Raw genomic sequence first — 15,759 nt, forward strand, 5'->3', positions numbered from 1 at the left:
CAGCCGATACTATTTCGGCCCTTTGACTTTTAGTGACGCTAACGTTGCTGGGCGCAAGATCTATGAATAAACGGATACTGGTTACCGGAGGCTGCGGTTTTATTGGCTCGCATACCGTGGTTGAGTTAATACTCAACGGTTACCAAGTGGTTGTTGTTGATAACCTGAGCAACAGCAGCGCGTCGGTCATTGGTAAAATACAGAAGGTTACAGGCAAGCGGCCGGACTTTCATCAAGTCGATATTTGCGACATCGACGCATTAACCGGTGTCTTTCGGCAGTACTCTATTGATGGCGTTATCCATTTTGCGGCGCTAAAGAATCCCCAGGAAAGTTATCAGTTAAGAGACCAGTATTTTACGACTAATGTGGACGGTACGCGTAAACTGCTATCGGTAATGAAAGCATTTTCTGTTACCCGGCTAGTGTTTTCGTCTTCTGCTGTCGTATATGGAAACCCGTCAACAGTACCAATTCCTGAATCGGCCCCAGCGGGAGACGTCACTAACCCGTATGGCGAGACTAAATTTCAGTCTGAATGCGATTTAAGTCATTACTGTAACAGCAATGCCAATTTTTCTGCGGTCAGTTTGCGTTATTTTAACCCGGCGGGAGCCCATCCTTCTGGGGGCCTCGGCGAACAACCGCTTAAGCCAGCGGCAAACCTGGTTCCGGCTATTGGTGATGTCATTACTGGCAAAGCCGATTCAGTTCATGTTTACGGCCATGACTATTTGACCGATGACGGCACAGCGATACGCGATTACATTCATGTCTGTGATATTGCAAAAGGCCATGTTGCTGCACTGGAAGTGGGGTTTGCACAAACCGGGCATCAGGTTTTTAATCTGGGAACGGGCAAAGGCGAGTCGGTGCTTGAGGTTATACGTGCCTTTGAAAAGGCGAGCGGGCGCACCATCCCGGTTCAGTTTTCAGGCAGGCGGCAGGGCGACGTAGAGAGTTGCTACGCCGAGGTAGACAAAGCCCATAGAGAGCTAAACTGGCGAGCAGAGTCGGATTTGAGTGTTATAGCCCGGGACTACTGCCACTGGTTATCGCTGTCGAGCTGATACAGTGAGATATCACTGACTTTATCCGCTGTCACTGCCTGGTAACCACACAGCAAAAAAGAGTTTAGCCGGAAGTATTTTGCCGCGTGTTGCTGCTTTTCAAGTGGCTGCTCCAGAACCTTAAGCAAGGGGTCACCTGAGGCTTTGGCTACCGCTTCGGCTAAGGTCCACTGTCGGAAAAATGCTTGCTTAGTCAAAGAGCTACCTGTTAGAAATCCATCTTTATAATAGTCACGAATGCGTTGGTAGTTTTTGCTGGTACGCAAGTTCTCAACGTCTATGCCGATACTACAGTTTGTTGAGTAGGCGGCGGCGATGAATCCCGATTTATGAGAAAGTGAGCAATAAACGGGCTGATCGTTTACGCTCAGTAGTGGGGCACCGGAAGGCGTTTTGTCTATAGTGACGTGAACCGGCCCGGAAACCGGCCAGTACTTTCTGACAAGCTGTATCAGTAAGTCCCGTGTTGCTTCCGACACTTGCCGGGGTGATGCGGTGTCGTTGTAGAGCCTATATCCGATAACCATATGCGCTGTTATATTTTTGAAATGTAGAGTGAGATTCTGTACTATTCCGCTTCTTTTTTGAGTATCTGTCCAAACCCTATGCGAGCCTTTGTAGCTGATAGTACATTAGTCCAGACCGAATGTCGTGAACGGCTGAAGCAAATTCCGGCTTCGACCCGACGGCGGCTGAGCTCGTATGCGAAAGTGCTGATAACTGCCATGCTGGAATTGAGTGAAAGACACCCTCAGTTGCAAGAGACGCCGGTGGTATTGGCAACGCGGCATGGCGACTTACACCGCACCGAGAAGTTACTGCGGGAACTGGTGCGGGGGGAAATTTTGTCGCCAACCCAGTTTGCGCTTTCGGTGAATAATGCCGTATTGGGGCAGTACAGCATGGCCGCTGACAACAGGCAGTCTATGACAACCTTGTCGGCGGGTGAGCAAACCTACCCTTTAGGGTGGTTAGAGGCGTTAAGCCAGCTACAAAGCGAAGCTGAGCAGGTATTGCTGTTGTATGCTGATGAAGTGCCTCCTGCGGTGTACTCCGGGCAGGTTAAATCGCCGGTAACCGGTTTTTCTCATGCGGTTTTACTCCATAGAAAAAACGGACAAGAATTGATTTTGGATCGTCGGGTTGGAAAAGAAAGTCAATTACAGGAAGACGTCTGGTCAGTTGCTAACAGCGTGCAGAAAATATTGGATGCCGGCGGCGATAAGGTGGTTAAAGACTATAACGGGGTAAGGTGGAGCTGGCATGTTGCTTAGTCTCTGGCAGGTCATTAATCGCACCTGGCGACGTTTCGCCACAGGGCTTTGCTTTGCCATTTTTGGCTTAGGTGGCCTGTTGCTGTCGGTGACTGCGTTGCCTTTGCTCGCCTTACTATCTAACGGAAATGAACAGCAGCGCCAGGCCCAGGCCCGGCGTTTAGTGCAACTGACGTTTAAGTGGTTTATCGGCGTAATGAAGTGGACCGGCGTGTTCAACTTTGACTTTAAGGCAATTGAGAAGCTACGAAGCGTTCGGGGTCATGTCATTATTGCGAATCACCCTTGCTTAATTGATGTCGTGGCATTGATTTCTTTTGTGCCGAATCCAGACTGTGTGGTTAAGTCACACCTGTGGAAGAACCCTTTTATGCGGGGCGTTATCCGTTCAACGGGTTATTTAAGCAATGACGATCCGGAAGATTTGGTCAACGACTGTGAGCGCTCGCTGGCGCAGGGGAATAACCTCATTATATTCCCTGAAGGTACGCGCACGACACCAGGAGAAGTGGTCAAATTCCAACGTGGCGCAGCGCATTTGGCGTTGCGTACACGGGCTAAAATTACGGCACTACGCGTGGATTGCGTACCTGTAACTTTGATTAAAAATGAGGCCTGGTACTGTGCACCGCAACAAAAGCCGACCTTGTCGGTGCATTATTTAGGCGAAATAGATTCAGCCGTATACTGCAATGCTGAAAAGCTCAGCATTGCCGCGCGTCAATTGACTCGCGACTTACAGAATTACTATGAAAAGGTGTTAGAAGATGACGGAAAACCTGAAGCAAGAGATCAAAGCCTTGATTATCGAGTCGCTGGATCTTGAGGATGTTGAGGTATCAGATATCAATGATTCAGCCGCGTTATTCGGAGACGATGACGATGGCCTGAACCTCGATTCCATTGACGCATTGGAACTGGGTTTGGCAATAAAGAAGAAGTACGACGTAAAGCTGGATGCAAACTCAGCGGAAACAAAAAAGCACTTTTACAGTGTTGATACGTTAGCGGACTTTGTCGCTAATAATCGCGGCGAATAAACGAGGGAACGATGAAAACGAAAGACGAAGTGTATGCGCGATTAGTTCAAATTCTTGAAGAAGACTTCGAGATAGAATCTGATGATATTTCTTTAGACGCAAACCTGTATCAGGACTTGGATCTTGATTCGATTGATGCGGTAGATTTAGTGGTTAAATTACGCGAAATCACTGGTAAAAAAATCAGCCCGGATGCGTTTAAAGCGGTGCGTACTGTCGAGGATGTTGTCGAAGAAGTTTATAAACTCGTTCACAGCAATTAATGAAAACCGCTCTGCGTTTATTAATCAGTGGCTTACTGATTGCCTACCCTCTGATGGTTTGGTGGTTTGCGCAGAACGGCCTGACAAACTGGCTGCTACTGGCACTGATTACCTTGCTGAGTTTAAGCATTGTTGCCCAGGGTATTGGTCATCCCAGAAGCTGGCTTTCAATGGCCGTGTTATTGGTCGTTTCAGTAACGGCTATTTTTGCTGACCAGCTGACAGGTGTGTTGTTCTATCCGGTCTGGATGAATGCGGCATTGCTTCTGGTTTTTGTTGCGTCCTTATGGCGCAAACCGTCGGTAATAACCCGCTTAGCGACGCTGATGGAAGGCTCATTGTCTGAGAAGGCCGTTGCTTACACTGAAAAAGTGACCATGGTCTGGGCCGTATTTTTCCTTATGAATGGTGCTATTGCGCTGGCGACTGCAGTTCATGGTGACATTGAGCTTTGGACGCTATACAACGGTTTTATATCCTACGTGCTAATTGGGTTACTTTTTGTGGTTGAGTGGAGTGTGCGGCGTGTTGTTAAAAACAAGCACTGAGCAATGGGAGCTGCAATGGCGGCGCCCGGATGCAAAACTAGCCTCAATTAAAGGCGAACCCATTAGTGCATCAATCTGGCTTCAGGATGTGGCTGCCGCTACCTATTGGCTTAATGAGCAGAAAGGCGATGCGCTACTTTATCAGCGTGACTGGTATCGTTTTAGTGTTTGGTTCTTTGCGCTGCTAGAGAGTAAAAAGCGAATTATTCTGCCAGCTAATGATAAACCTGCGACCCTGTCAGAGCTATCATCTCAGTATGCATTCAGAGTACCGGAAGAATTACCTTCCAAAGGGCGTTCTGATGCGCCTTCTTTGATCTTAAAAGGTGATTTAGACTCCCCTCTGACCTTTTTCACCTCCGGTAGCAGTGGCAAACCTAAAGCAGTAGAAAAAACGCTCAGACAGTTATGGCTGGAAGTAGAGACGCTGGAGCGGACCTTTGCAGATAAACTCGGCCAGACGGATATTCTGGCCACGGTGACTCATCAGCATATTTACGGGCTTTTGTTTACAGTTCTATGGCCGCTTGCAGCCGGGCGTTCGGTAACATTACCTTTAGTCGATTACCCTGAGCAATTGCAGCAACTATTGGCGAAAGCTGACGGTCGGCGTTACGCTTTGGTAAGCAGTCCTGCACACTTACAGCGTTTGGATAACTTGCCACAGCTGTCGCAGCATAAAAACGCTTTGACCATGGTCTTTTCGTCAGGTGGGCCGTTGCCGGGCTCAGTTCCTAACAACTTCGCTGACAATGAACTGCAGGCCCCCATTGAAGTGTACGGCAGTACGGAAACCGGAGGTATAGCCTGGCGGCAGCGTAATCCGGGTGCTTCAGATAGTTTCAAGCCTCTGGCCGGCATAGAGGTGAGCTGCGACAACAACGATATACTGGTTATTCAGTCACCGTATCTTAAAGAGCCACAAAGGCCGTATACTACAGAAGATAAAGTTCAGCTTCAGGGGCAGGGGTGTTTTCTGTTACTCGGACGCCAGGACAGAGTCACTAAAATTGCTGAAAAGCGAGTATCGCTGAATGAAGTCGAGCAGTTTATTCAGCAGCACGAATGGGTCGAGTCAGCCAAAGCTTGTGTGTTACATAGCCCTCGTGTTGAGTTGGGTTTGGTGTTAGTGCTGAACTCCGCCGGAAATGCAGAACTTAATGCCCAGGGGCGGTTTAAAGTGCGTCAGGAGTTGCGGCATCATTTACAGCAGCGTTTTGAAAAAGTCGTTGTACCTAAACGTTTTCGCTATGTGGCGCAGCTACCTTATAACGGCGCCGGCAAAGTCACTCAGGCTGACCTACAGGCGTTGTTCGAAGAGGAAAAGTAGAGAGATTATGCAGACTCAACTACCTAAGTTTATTCGCTTCTCCGAAAGCGCCGGCGAGAATGAAAAGCCGGCACTTAATGGACAGTTTCAATTAGAAGCAGATTGTATTTATTTGCAGGGACATTTTCCTTCAGCGCCCATTTTACCCGGGGTCGCACAACTTGACTGGGTGGTGCAGCTTGCCGCTGAGCATTGGTCAACACCCACCTCAATTCAACGCATTGAAGTCCTCAAGTTTAACGACATGATTTTACCCGGGGCGACGGTTGACTTGTTCATTGAGAGAAAACGCGAAGACTGCGTTACCTTTAAATATTCTGACGGTGATAAAGCGCTGTCTTCCGGACGCCTGGTGTTTAATTAATATGTCTCAGTATTGCTTTCTTATTCCTATTTATAATCACGATAAAACCATTACGGCAACGGTTGAGCGACTGCTGCCTTACGAGTTGCCAATTATTATTGTTGATGACGGCTCAAATGTTCATACCAAAGAAGTTCTGGCAACTTTAGCGGAAGAGCATAAGTCACTTGTACTACTGCACACGCTTCCCGAAAATAGTGGAAAAGGCGGGGCGGTTATGGCCGGCTTCCATTTGGCGGCTGAAGAAGGTTTTACTCACGCGTTGCAAATAGACGCTGATGGCCAACATGACAGTAATGATATTCCTGAGTTTTTAGCTTTGTCGAAACAGAACCCCGGCGCGCTGATAAGCGGGTTTCCGCAGTATGATGACAGCATGCCGACCAGCCGACGCATTGGGCGCAAGATCACTCACTTTTGGGTGCACATCGAAACTTTATCGATGCAGATAAAGGATACTATGTGTGGTTTTCGGGTATATCCCTTGTACCAGACAGTGGGCTTAATAAAGCGTCGCGATATTGGCACACGCATGGACTTCGATATTGAAATTATGGTGCGCCTATACTGGGCCGGAACACCAGTTTTGTTTATTCCAACCAAGGTGATTTACCCACAAGGCGGACAGTCACACTTCAGAGCACTTCAGGATAACCTGAAAATTTCCTGGCTGCATACACGCTTGTTTTTTGGCATGTTGCCACGCATTCCGCTTTTATTACTGCGTAGGTTTAAACGTTAATTATGGTGGAGAAGCATTGGGCGAAAAAGAAAGAGCGCGGCAGCTACTGGGGCATCGTTATTGTTCTTCGAGCCTATCAGTACGGCGGCCACTGGTTAATGCGGCTGATTTTAGCGCCAGTGATCACTTACTTCTTTTTGACCGGAGGCGCTCCTCGCAGGGCGTCTCTGGACTTCCTTCGTCGTGTGCATTCATTTGCTGGTGAACAGTCTCCTTTTGTTGCCGAGCCGGGATGGCGCCAAAGTTGGTACCATTTTTGGCAGTTTGGCCTGCACGCTCTGGCAAAAATTGATGCCTGGGTCGGTAAGGTTTCTAAAAACCAGGTTCGTAACTGTGGTGACACCCACTTTGACGATTTAGAAAAACAACCTAAGGGCGGCATTCTTATCGGTAGTCACCTGGGTAACCTGGAGGTTGCGCGAGCGCTGGCTTCAAAAAAATATACCCGGCGCATGAATGTACTGGTGTTTACCCAACATGCGCAGTCGTTTAACCGCGCATTAAAAAACGTTAACCCGAAAGTTGATATTGACCTTATTCAGGTGACCGACATTGATATGGGACTGACCATATTACTGAAAGAGCGCATTGAACAAGGTGAGTTTGTGGTCATTGTAGGGGACAGAACCTCGGTGACTCAGCCCGGGCAGACCATAGATCAGGAGTTTTTAGGTAAGCCGGCTGCATTTGCCTTAGGGCCCTGGATATTGGCCAGTGTGTTAGAATGCCCCGTATACTTTTTATTCTGCTTAAAGAACCCCGATGACGGACATTACGATTTATATCTCAACCATGCGTGTGACCAACTGAAGCTACCGAGAAAAAGCAGGCGGGAGGCTTTGCAGCCAGTTCTGAAAGCTTACAGTGAAACACTGGAGAAATTAGCAATACGCTACCCTTATCAGTGGTTTAATTTTTTTGATTTCTGGAAGAAGGACAGTCAGTAGTATGACGACATCGATTATAGCCTTTGGTGGCCGCCCGTTGACCATTAAAGACGTGGTAGAAATAGCCAATGGCAAAGCGCAGGCCGCATTAAGCGATGCGCCGGAGTTTGTCGAAAAAGTCGATGCCGGTGTCCGTTTTCTGGATGAATTACTTGAGCAGGACGGTGTTATTTACGGCGTAACAACGGGGTATGGCGACAGCTGCACCGTAACGGTACCGGAGAACTTAGTTAATGAATTGCCCATTCACCTTACGCGTTTTCATGGTTGTGGCCTGGGAGATACCTTCGATGAGCAGGAAACCCGTGCCATTCTGGCAACGCGCTTAAGTTCGCTGGCTCAAGGTTATTCCGGTGTCAGCTGGGAGTTGTTGGAGCGCCTGGTGGTGATGCTGAACGAAAACATGCTACCGCTTATTCCAAAAGAAGGTAGCGTAGGTGCCAGCGGCGATCTAACGCCTTTGTCGTACATTGCCGGTGCGCTTATTGGTGAGCGAGACGTGCGTTTTCGCGACAAAGTGATGAACAGTGCAGAAGCTTTTAAAGAGCTTGGCATGTCGGTTCACAAACTGCGGCCTAAAGAAGGCCTGGCCATTATGAACGGTACTGCTGTAATGACTGCATTGGCTTGCCTGGCCTGGGACAGAGCGGAGTATCTAACCCGGTTATCCAGCCGTATTACTTCTTTGGCGAGCATAGCCCTGGAAGGAAACAGTAACCATTTTGATGACCTGCTGTTTGCTGTAAAACCTCATAAAGGGCAGCAACAGGTCGCCAGCTGGATCCAGCAAGACCTGAACCATGTGGAGCACCCGAGAAATTCATCGCGCCTGCAGGACCGTTATTCCATTCGCTGCGCGCCTCATGTTATCGGCGTATTGAAGGACAGTTTACCCTGGTTTCAAGAAACCATAGAAAATGAGTTAAACAGCGCCAATGACAACCCCATTATTGATGGTCTGGGAGAGCACGTTCTGCATGGTGGGCATTTCTATGGCGGTCATATTGCTATGGTAATGGACTCGATGAAAACGGCTGTGGCGAACCTGGCGGACCTGCATGATCGGCAAATGGCGCTGCTGATGGACACGAAAATGAACCACGGCTTGCCCTCTAATTTGTCCGCGGCAGAAGGCGAGAGAACATCCATTAACCATGGCTTTAAAGCGGTGCAAATTGGCTGCTCAGCCTGGACCGCCGAGGCATTGAAATTAACCATGCCCGCCAGTGTCTTTTCGCGTTCAACTGAGTGTCATAACCAGGACAAAGTGAGCATGGGTACTATTGCTGCCCGTGACTGTATTCGTATTCTGGAGCTGACCGAACAGGTGGTTATCGCAACCTTGCTGGCAGCTTATCAAGGCGTTGAGTTGCGCAAGCGCATAGCAGAGAAGCCTGTGAGCCCATCGTCTGGTGTTGTTGAAATGCTTGAAAGCCTGGCCAGCCAGTTTGAGCTGCTGACGGAAGACCGTCAGTTAGAGCCGGAGTTACGCTATTGGCTGACCCAGTTACGATTAAAAGTCTGGAACTTGTATCAGGAGCCAGCATGAAACAAGCCAGTTTGATTATTGATGTTCCCTTTTTCGATGTCGACGCCATGCACGTTGTCTGGCATGGGCATTACATAAAATACATTGAAATGGCGCGCAGCGAGTTGTTGCGTACCTTCAATTATGACTATCCGGATATGGAAGCCAATGGTCATTTGTGGCCAATTGTCGACTTACGCTTAAAGTACGTTGCGTCGGCTACTTACGGGCAGCACATTCGGGTAACTGCCACTCTGGCTGAGTGGGAACACCGACTGAAAATGAATTATGAAATTCGCTGTGTTGAGAGTAACGAGCTATTAACTAAAGCCACCAGTGTGCAGGTAGCCGTTTGTAGAAAAACGCGCGAAATGCTGTTTGAATCCCCTGATATTGTGTTTGAAAAGCTGGGGGTTGAGCGCTCATGATGCGTTTATTGGTGGCAACGGTGTTCTTTATGGTCTCAGCAGTTACTTCTGCCGAGGACGATAACACGTTGAAGGCGCTGTCGGCACTAGAGAAGCAATCAGAGCCGTTGCCGCTGTCGCTGGACTTCCAGCAGAAAAAACAGTTGTCAGGGCTGCCTAGGCCTTTGGTGAGCTCGGGGCAGCTGGATATTAGTACGGATGAAATTATCTGGACAACCGAGCAACCCCAGCAGCAGAAGTTGACCATAAACCGTCAGGGCATTTTTGAGCAGGGTGGTGCGGAGTCGATAAGTGGCAGTGACACCATTGCGCAGTTGTTATTGGCTATTTTGCAACAGGATGAAGCGGTGCTTAAGCAGCAATTCAACCTGTCGGTAGAGCAAGAGTGCGTGGTGATGGTGCCAAAAGCAGACACGCTGGCCAGTGTGATTGAAAAAATCCACAGCTGTGGAGATGATCGCGTTGAACTTGTGGAGTTGTTTGAGCAAAACGGTAACACCACCCGTATTGAACTGAGCCAAAGGTAACATGGAATGAAAGGCGCACGCGCCGCTAGGGCGCCTCGATTACTGCTGCTGTTTGCTTTCATTGCTATTGTGGTATCGGGGCTTGTTATGCAGTTGCCGAATACGCAATGGAGCAGCAGTCTGGCAGATGCTCTGCCTAATGAAGTCTCTGATCTGCAGCGCAGCTATTTAAAAAGCCAGCAACCTAACTCGCAGCAATTGTTGCTGGGGTTTGAATCGCAGCAGCATTCCGAAAGTGAGATTCTCAAGGTTGTGCAGGAGCAGTTACGTCAGCTGTTCCACGTAGAACCCGCCCTACAGCTGGCTGAAATGACAAACCCAAAAGCGGTATTGTCATTTTATCAACAGCAGGCAGGACGACTAGCAACGTTTCGTGACAGGCAAATGCTTGCAAGTGGTGACTATGAAGCGTTGATTGCTCGCGCCCAAAAAAACTTACAAAGTCCCGCTCCGGTTTTAACGCCGCTACAAAGCGACCCGCTATTACTGACACAGCGCTTTATACAGCAATTACCAGACTTAATGCCGGGGTATGAGAGCCACGGCGGGCTTTATACTCGTTCGTCAGAATCAACCCGGCAGGTATTGGTGCCGCTGCGTATTGCAGGCGATGCACTAAGCGTGAACCAGTCCGGGCAGTCCGTTAAGGCAATAAATGACTTTACCAGTAAAGTTATTGAGCAGTTGCCCGGTATTCAGCTCTATAAAAGTGGATTGCTTTTTCATTCCGATGCGGCAGCAAAACAGGCCAAAAAAGAAATGACCTGGTTTGGTGGGCTGTCTCTTCTGGTGGTACTGGCTCTGTTACTCTGGGTTTTCCGTTCGGGGCAGCAGTTGTTCTATACGCTGCTGTTGCTGGGTGTGTCGGCAGCGACGGGTCTATTGGTCACTTTGTTACTAAGCTCCCGGCCGCATGTGCTGATGCTGGTGTTTGCGACCAGCTTTATCGGCCTGTGCATTGACTACGTTATTCATGGCTTTATTGCCCGCAGTCATGGGAAAACGGCCTGGTCAGCACTGAAGCCGGCTTTATGGCTCAGCGGTTTAACCACTGTTTTAGGTTATGTCTTACTTCTGCTGCTGCCTTTACCTTTATTGCAGCAATTAGGCATTTTTATGGCAGTGGCTTTAATCACTGCTATGACTCTGGTGGTGACGACGTTGCCATGGTTGCCGGAGCCAAAAGAGCCTGCCCCACGCTGGCAGCAGTTCTGCCTCAATATGACCAAGCTTTACCGGCAGATGCGTAACAGAACCACAACACATTGGTTAAGTGCTATGGCTCTAACCACACTGGGCCTGCTGGTGTGGTCATTTACCGCTAATGACAACGTCCGGTTACTGGCCAGTTCACCGGAGTCGTTGCTGCAGCAGGAAAACCATTTGCGGGAAACCACCGACTTTTATTTTCAGCCCGATGTACTGTTGGTGGCTGGCGAAACGAAGCAGCAAGCGCTAGAGCGTACCGGTGACTTAGCCAACTTGAACGGCAGCGTCAGTCTTTACGATTACGTGTTGCCGGTGTCAGAACAGCAACAAGTGGTGGAAGGTCAGCAAAGCCTTTTTAAAAGCCAGGCCGGCGAAGGCTATCTGCAATGGTTGGGTATCGACGCGCCTGCATTCAACGGCGCCCCCCAGAAACACCCTTTAGAAAACCAGTTCTTATACCCAGCCGAAGCAGGCTGGATGAGCGTTGTCCGGCTAAAACAGCCATTTAGTTCGGGGGATATTAAAGAGATACCAGGCAGACTGGAGCATTTTAACCCCATTGAGCATGCATCAGACGCATTGACCGAGTATCGGCATTCCATGCAGCTATGGCTCATTGCTTTACTGATCGTTTCTTTACCCATACTGGCGCTATTTTTACGCTCACAACAGAGTCATAAGCAGCGTGTTCAGGCGGCATGGCAGGTTACCTGTGTTATGACGCTGTCGGTCGCAACAGCGTTGCTGCTGGCTCAGCTAATACAACCTCTGAACTTGTTTCATTGTATTGGCGCTATGTTTGTATTGGTGCTCAGTATCGACTACGGCGTTTTCTGCGCCGGCCGTTTAAAGCGACAGCATGCGCTGCAGGCCATTTATCTGTCAGCTTTCACTACCATGGTGGCTTTTGGTGCATTAAGTTTCAGCTCAACGCCAGCCATTGCTGCTTTCGGTATTATTGTTTTAATTGGGGTCTTTATGAGTGCCCTGTTCAGTCCGTTGATAATAGAGTCGCCTGATAGCTAAGGAAAGAATCATGCAGGAATCGGTTTATGATGTGGTAATTATTGGTGCAGGGCCCGCAGGGGCAACTGCTGCCGCCATGTTGGCAAAGGCTGGAAAGCGTGTGTTGGTGGTTGAGAAGCAGGAGTTTCCGCGATTTTCTATTGGCGAAAGCCTGCTGCCCCAGTGCATGACCTTTATTGAAGAAGCCGGGTTGCTGGACACGGTGCTGGAAAACGCAGAGCGGCTGGGGTTCCAGTACAAGGAAGGTGCCGCTTTTTATTATAACGGCAATAAAGTGGACTTTGACTTCCGCAAAAAATCCAGTAAAGGACCGGGCACCACTTATCAGGTGAAACGTGAGCATTTTGATCAGTTACTGGCGCAGGGCGCCGCAGAGAAAGGTGCTGAAGTCCGACACTGTATTGCGCTGGAAGCCATTGATTTTAGTGACCCGGATGCGGTTAAATTGAGTTTATCCAGCACCACCGGGAAGACAGAAGCAAAAGCTCGTTTTGTGCTGGATGCCAGTGGCTTTGGTCGAGTACTGCCGCGCTTATTGTCGTTAGAGTCGCCGTCGGACTTTCCCGTGCGCCAGGCCGTTTTCTGTCATGTGAAATCTGAACTTACCGGTGGACACTTCGACCGAACTAAAATCCTCATCACGGTGCACCCACGGAACCCTGAAGTTTGGTACTGGCTCATTCCTTTTGCAGATGGTACCGCCAGTATTGGTGTTGTTGGTGCCAGTGAGTACTTTGCAGAAAATGACAGCGAAAAAGAAGCGCTGTGGAAATTGGTGGCAGACGAGCCTTACCTGCTTGAAGTGTTAGGCGAATACAAGGTAGTTCGTGCTGAACAGCGTATTACTGGCTATTCAGCCAATGTGGATCGTCTATATGGCGACCGGTTTGCGTTGCTCGGTAACGCCGGTGAATTTTTAGACCCGGTTTTTTCTTCGGGGGTGACCATTGCAATGCAGTCTTCATCGCTGGCGGTGCCGTTGGTGTTAAAAGAGCTGAATAACGAACCCCAGGACTGGCAGAAGCAATACAGTGACCCTTTGCGTGTGGGTATCACAACCTTTCGCACTTTTGTAAAGGGTTGGTATGATACCCGCTTTCAGGATGTCATTTTTTATCCTGACCAGCAGCAACAGGTGAAAGCGATGATTTGCTCAATTCTGGCTGGCTACGCATGGGATACCAACAACCCTTATGTTCGCGATAGCGAGCGGCGCTTGAACGTATTGGCGGAGCTATGCAGCTAGTATCTTTTAAAGGCGTTTTCTTACTACTGGTAATGACCATCCTTGCCGGTTGTCAGTCGTTGGGTGGGCATTCCGTTCAGGTGCCTGTTGCCGACGGGAGTTACCAACTGCAGCACAGCTGGCCGGAAAAGCCTGTGCAGCTATGGCAGAAAGTAGAGTGGCAAAAAGGGCAGCAGCAACGCACTTTTATGGTTTCGGCTGTTTTTGGTAATGAGCGACTGTTGTTGGTTGCGTTGTCTCCACTTGGACATGAATTATTTCGCAGCGAGATTACTCAAGCGAACGGACTGAGCTTTAAGGGCAGTGAAGCTTTTGACGATGCGCGCCTGGCTCTGCAGGTATGGGCAGATTTGCAAATGGCGCTGTGGCCGCTCGATTTTGTTAATTCAAATTTAGACGGTATGAGCTTACAGACCACCCAGACAAAACGTGAACTTTGGCATAACGGCCAGTTGCTATGGTCAGCAGCTAATGACGATGCCAGTCTGCAACGGGTTATTCAGAATAAATCCATGGGTTATCAATTGGTGATAACAACCCTAGAGTATGAGCTATTAGAAACTGATGACAGTAACACTGAGTGAACCGGGCGCTATTTGTGCGTCGGGCCACAATTGCGAGACCATTTGGCAGGCTGCGCTAACGGGCGAGCAGGCCGGCTTGAGGGCGTCTGCTTTCGTTACCAACGATGGCACCTCGCTATTTGCCGGGCAGGTAGCGGATGACAAACTGCCAAATATAGACAGCCTGCCGCCGGCAATGCGAACCCGGAATAATCAGTTGGTTGCGGCGGCCTTACAGCAAATTAAAGAGCCACTGCAGGCGCTGATAAATAAGCTGGGCTCTGATCGAGTAGGCGTGATTCTGGGCACCAGTACATCGGGCATAGCTTCGGGTGAAGAAGCGTTAGCACATGACGAAACAAAAGGTGGCCTGCCTGACTCGTTTTATTACGCAATGCAGGAAATGCTCGCACCGGCAGAATGTGTTGCTGAATTAATGGGTATTACCGGTCCGGTTTACAGCCTTTCTACGGCCTGTTCGTCCAGTGCACGTGCTTTTATGAGTGGCCGCTCTTTATTGCGCTCAGGTATGGTCGATGCAGTGGTTGTTGGCGGTATTGATTCTCTTTGTCAGCTGACTTTAAATGGTTTTAAAGCGCTGGAGTCGACGTCGACGGGGCGCTGTAACCCCTTTAGCGCGAATCGCGATGGTATTACTATTGGTGAAGCTGCCGGGTTATTTATAGCAACTCGTACAGAAGACAATTTACAACCGTCCTTGGTAACTTTAACTGGTGCCTGCGCTACGTCCGATGCTCATCATATGTCCGCACCACACCCTGAAGGGCGTGGCGCTCTAGCGGCTATGCAGGGGGCGTTGTCAGATGCTGAACTGAGTGCCGAGCAGCTTAGCTACATCAACCTGCATGGCACGGCGACACCACTGAACGACAAAATGGAAGCTTTTGCAGTAAATGAACTGGGGGCTGCGCAGGTTCCGGCCAGTTCTACAAAGGCGCTGACCGGGCATACCTTAGGTGCCGCCGGTGCTATTGAAGCGGTGTTCTGCTGGCTGGCGCTGACCAGGCAAAACGGGCTGCCAAAGCATGCCTGGGATGGTGTCAAAGATTCGGATATAACGGATATCAACTTATATCAGGGCGATTCATGGCAGACCCCTTTTGAGCATTGTCTGAGTAACTCCTTTGCCTTTGGCGGAAACAATGTGTCTCTCGTGTTTAGCAGAGGAAAGCAACATGGCGCATAATTTAGACGAGCTGATTAAGCACCAACCCCCCATGCGGCTGATTGATGAGCTGTGCTGGGCTGAACCCGGCAAGGGACAGTGTCGGCTAACGGTCAGTAGCGATAATTTGTTTTACAGCGAATCTCTTCAGGGCTTGCCAGCACATGTGGGCATTGAACTTATGGCGCAAAGCATCGCCGCTGTTGCGGGATACCAGCATAAAGAAGCCGGTGGTGAAATTAAGCTGGGCTTTCTACTGGGAAGCCGAAAATATCAGTGCGATATTGCCAGTTTCAAACTGGGCGAACGATACGATGTGTTCGTTGAAGAACTGCATGTTGAGTCGTCAGGGCTGAGTGTTTTTGCGTGTGACATTCGCCATGGCGATAAGGTGATTGCACAAGCCCGGCTGAATGTTTATCAGCCACCGGATGAAAACGCATTTATAGAGGAAAATTATGGTTGAAG

19 protein-coding genes are annotated in these 15,759 nt (G+C 49.3%); 18 read left to right on the forward strand and 1 reads right to left on the reverse strand.

Annotated features, from left to right (window positions below; all coding sequences use genetic code 11):
• The first annotated feature begins 62 nt into the window (after window positions 1–62).
• Complete coding sequence (gene galE / locus BM359_RS07820) at window positions 63–1,070, forward strand: UDP-glucose 4-epimerase GalE (RefSeq protein WP_054488791.1); 1,008 nt, start codon at window positions 63–65, stop codon at window positions 1,068–1,070.
• On the opposite strand, the gene BM359_RS07825 is transcribed toward galE, so the two are convergent.
• Window positions 1,040–1,597 carry a 4'-phosphopantetheinyl transferase family protein gene (locus BM359_RS07825; protein ID WP_054488789.1) on the reverse strand — a complete coding sequence of 186 codons (558 nt, stop codon included), beginning with the start codon at window positions 1,595–1,597 and terminating at the stop codon, window positions 1,040–1,042. The genes galE and BM359_RS07825 overlap by 31 nt on opposite strands.
• Window positions 1,598–1,675: 78 nt before the next feature.
• On the opposite strand from BM359_RS07825, the gene BM359_RS07830 reads away from it, so the two are divergent.
• From BM359_RS07830 to BM359_RS07910, 17 genes are read left to right on the forward strand one after another with little or no spacing between them, the layout of a single operon-like run.
• Entirely contained in the window at window positions 1,676–2,344 is a 669-nt protein-coding gene (locus BM359_RS07830; protein WP_054488787.1) for a beta-ketoacyl synthase chain length factor, read from the forward strand.
• Entirely contained in the window at window positions 2,334–3,170 is an 837-nt protein-coding gene (locus BM359_RS07835) for a lysophospholipid acyltransferase family protein (protein WP_054488785.1), read from the forward strand. The genes BM359_RS07830 and BM359_RS07835 overlap by 11 nt, the downstream gene beginning before the upstream one ends.
• Window positions 3,112–3,384: a phosphopantetheine-binding protein gene (locus BM359_RS07840; RefSeq protein ID WP_054488782.1), complete on the forward strand. Its 273-nt coding sequence runs from the start codon at window positions 3,112–3,114 to the stop codon at window positions 3,382–3,384. The genes BM359_RS07835 and BM359_RS07840 overlap by 59 nt, the downstream gene beginning before the upstream one ends.
• Window positions 3,385–3,395: 11 nt before the next feature.
• Window positions 3,396–3,647 (forward strand): acyl carrier protein, encoded by a 252-nt coding sequence (locus BM359_RS07845; RefSeq protein WP_054488780.1) that lies wholly within the window; start codon window positions 3,396–3,398, stop codon window positions 3,645–3,647.
• On the forward strand, window positions 3,647–4,195 hold the full coding sequence (locus BM359_RS07850) for a COG4648 family protein (protein ID WP_054488778.1): 549 nt from the start codon (window positions 3,647–3,649) through the stop codon (window positions 4,193–4,195). Before BM359_RS07845 ends, BM359_RS07850 begins: the two co-directional genes overlap by 1 nt.
• The gene (locus BM359_RS07855; protein ID WP_054488776.1) at window positions 4,173–5,525 is read left to right on the forward strand and encodes an AMP-binding protein; all 1,353 of its coding nucleotides are present in this window, start codon (window positions 4,173–4,175) and stop codon (window positions 5,523–5,525) included. Before BM359_RS07850 ends, BM359_RS07855 begins: the two co-directional genes overlap by 23 nt.
• A gap of 7 nt (window positions 5,526–5,532) precedes the next feature.
• Complete coding sequence (locus BM359_RS07860) at window positions 5,533–5,889, forward strand: ApeI family dehydratase (RefSeq protein ID WP_054488775.1); 357 nt, start codon at window positions 5,533–5,535, stop codon at window positions 5,887–5,889.
• A gap of 1 nt (window position 5,890) precedes the next feature.
• Window positions 5,891–6,631 (forward strand): glycosyltransferase family 2 protein, encoded by a 741-nt coding sequence (locus BM359_RS07865; protein ID WP_054488773.1) that lies wholly within the window; start codon window positions 5,891–5,893, stop codon window positions 6,629–6,631.
• Between the two features lie 2 nt (window positions 6,632–6,633).
• Window positions 6,634–7,578: an LpxL/LpxP family acyltransferase gene (locus tag BM359_RS07870; RefSeq protein WP_054488771.1), complete on the forward strand. Its 945-nt coding sequence runs from the start codon at window positions 6,634–6,636 to the stop codon at window positions 7,576–7,578.
• Between the two features lies 1 nt (window position 7,579).
• Window positions 7,580–9,127 carry an HAL/PAL/TAL family ammonia-lyase gene (locus BM359_RS07875; RefSeq protein ID WP_054488769.1) on the forward strand — a complete coding sequence of 516 codons (1,548 nt, stop codon included), beginning with the start codon at window positions 7,580–7,582 and terminating at the stop codon, window positions 9,125–9,127.
• Complete coding sequence (locus tag BM359_RS07880) at window positions 9,124–9,534, forward strand: acyl-CoA thioesterase (protein WP_054488767.1); 411 nt, start codon at window positions 9,124–9,126, stop codon at window positions 9,532–9,534. The genes BM359_RS07875 and BM359_RS07880 overlap by 4 nt, the downstream gene beginning before the upstream one ends.
• Window positions 9,531–10,061, forward strand: coding sequence for a LolA family protein (locus BM359_RS07885; RefSeq protein ID WP_054488765.1), 531 nt, complete (start codon window positions 9,531–9,533; stop codon window positions 10,059–10,061). Before BM359_RS07880 ends, BM359_RS07885 begins: the two co-directional genes overlap by 4 nt.
• A 6-nt stretch (window positions 10,062–10,067) precedes the next feature.
• Window positions 10,068–12,296, forward strand: coding sequence for an MMPL family transporter (locus BM359_RS07890; protein ID WP_054488763.1), 2,229 nt, complete (start codon window positions 10,068–10,070; stop codon window positions 12,294–12,296).
• A 10-nt stretch (window positions 12,297–12,306) separates the two neighbouring features.
• Complete coding sequence (locus BM359_RS07895) at window positions 12,307–13,542, forward strand: NAD(P)/FAD-dependent oxidoreductase (protein WP_054488761.1); 1,236 nt, start codon at window positions 12,307–12,309, stop codon at window positions 13,540–13,542.
• The gene (locus tag BM359_RS07900) at window positions 13,533–14,126 is read left to right on the forward strand and encodes a DUF3261 domain-containing protein (protein ID WP_234972477.1); all 594 of its coding nucleotides are present in this window, start codon (window positions 13,533–13,535) and stop codon (window positions 14,124–14,126) included. The genes BM359_RS07895 and BM359_RS07900 overlap by 10 nt, the downstream gene beginning before the upstream one ends.
• Window positions 14,107–15,312: a beta-ketoacyl-[acyl-carrier-protein] synthase family protein gene (locus BM359_RS07905; RefSeq protein WP_054488759.1), complete on the forward strand. Its 1,206-nt coding sequence runs from the start codon at window positions 14,107–14,109 to the stop codon at window positions 15,310–15,312. Before BM359_RS07900 ends, BM359_RS07905 begins: the two co-directional genes overlap by 20 nt.
• Entirely contained in the window at window positions 15,302–15,757 is a 456-nt protein-coding gene (locus tag BM359_RS07910) for a hotdog family protein (protein ID WP_054488757.1), read from the forward strand. Before BM359_RS07905 ends, BM359_RS07910 begins: the two co-directional genes overlap by 11 nt.
• The last annotated feature ends 2 nt before the right edge of the window (window positions 15,758–15,759 follow it).

The sequence above is a fragment of the Idiomarina abyssalis genome (assembly GCF_900116625.1).
In the GTDB taxonomy this organism is placed as follows: Bacteria; Pseudomonadota; Gammaproteobacteria; order Enterobacterales; family Alteromonadaceae; genus Idiomarina; species Idiomarina abyssalis.